This is a genomic window from Oleiphilus sp. HI0067, from assembly GCF_001635735.1.
In genome coordinates, this window is the sequence record NZ_LWFI01000450.1 from 1 (window position 1) to 1,072 (window position 1,072).

2 pseudogenes are annotated in these 1,072 nt (G+C 44.9%); both read right to left on the reverse strand.

Features of this window, described 5'->3' with window-relative positions:
* A pseudogene (locus tag A3739_RS05425) lies at positions 1-437 on the reverse strand (adenylate cyclase); the annotation flags it as partial.
* A gap of 103 nt (positions 438-540) precedes the next feature.
* Positions 541-1,072 (reverse strand): annotated as a pseudogene (locus tag A3739_RS05430) (argininosuccinate lyase); the annotation flags it as partial.

The window sequence follows — 1,072 nt, forward strand, 5'->3', positions numbered from 1 at the left end:
TCTTGTTCTTGCTGGGTTAACTGATCATCAATACATAACCATGCATCTACGTCACTGGCCTCAGAGTGCGCTAAGGTGCCAGTGCTACCCATAATAAATAGAGAATGAATTTGCGCCTTGTGTCGTCGATCTTGTTTAAATCGAAAGGTACGACTAAAACCTGCCGCGATAGATAAAGCTTCTTTGCTTGGTGCAAACTCCGACACACCACGCGGTGCATCGCGAGACACGTAACCGGGTAACAAGGGGTGGTTAACTTGGTATAAAAGAGGAAGAATTCTTAATAGATCAGCTTGTCGAGAACCTAAACCCTCGTAAGTTCGTTCCAAGCGTCGTTGATTCACACCCAAGAAGCGATCTCGAATGTGTCGGAGTAATTTTCGATCAACACCGTCGGTGTAATCGACAGAAATTTTTCGCTGAAGACTTAGCGGCATAGCAAACTTAAACTTGGCAAAATACTGCCGATGAACAGGCTCAATTAGAACGGTTTTCGTTTAAATACAGAAACAAACAAAAACCGTTCCAATCATAGTCTTCTTAGCGTGTACTAAGTCCCTGTTCAGCGCGCTTCACGGCTTCACGAACTTGTGCCGGCGCCGTCCCACCAATGTGATTACGCGCATTAACCGAGCCTTCTAAGGTGAGAACATCAAATACGTCATCGACGATTGTGTCACTAAACTGTTGAAGCTCTTCTAAGCTCATCTCTGAGAGATCTTTGCCTTGTTCAATACCATAAGCAACTGCTTTACCCACTACTTCGTGCGCGTCGCGGAAAGGCATACCTTTCACCACTAAGTAATCTGCAAGATCAGTTGCCGTCGCAAAACCTTTTAACGCTGCATCGCGCATATTTGACGCTTTAACCTGCAAGGCTGGAACCATGTCAGCATAGGCACGCAAACATCCTTTTACGGTATCAAGCACATCGAATAAAGGCTCTTTGTCTTCTTGATTATCTTTGTTGTAGGCCAATGGCTGAGATTTCATAAGCATAAGTAGAGAGATCAAATGCCCAGTTACGCGACCACTTTTACCGCGTACAAGTTCTGGTACATCTGGATTCTTC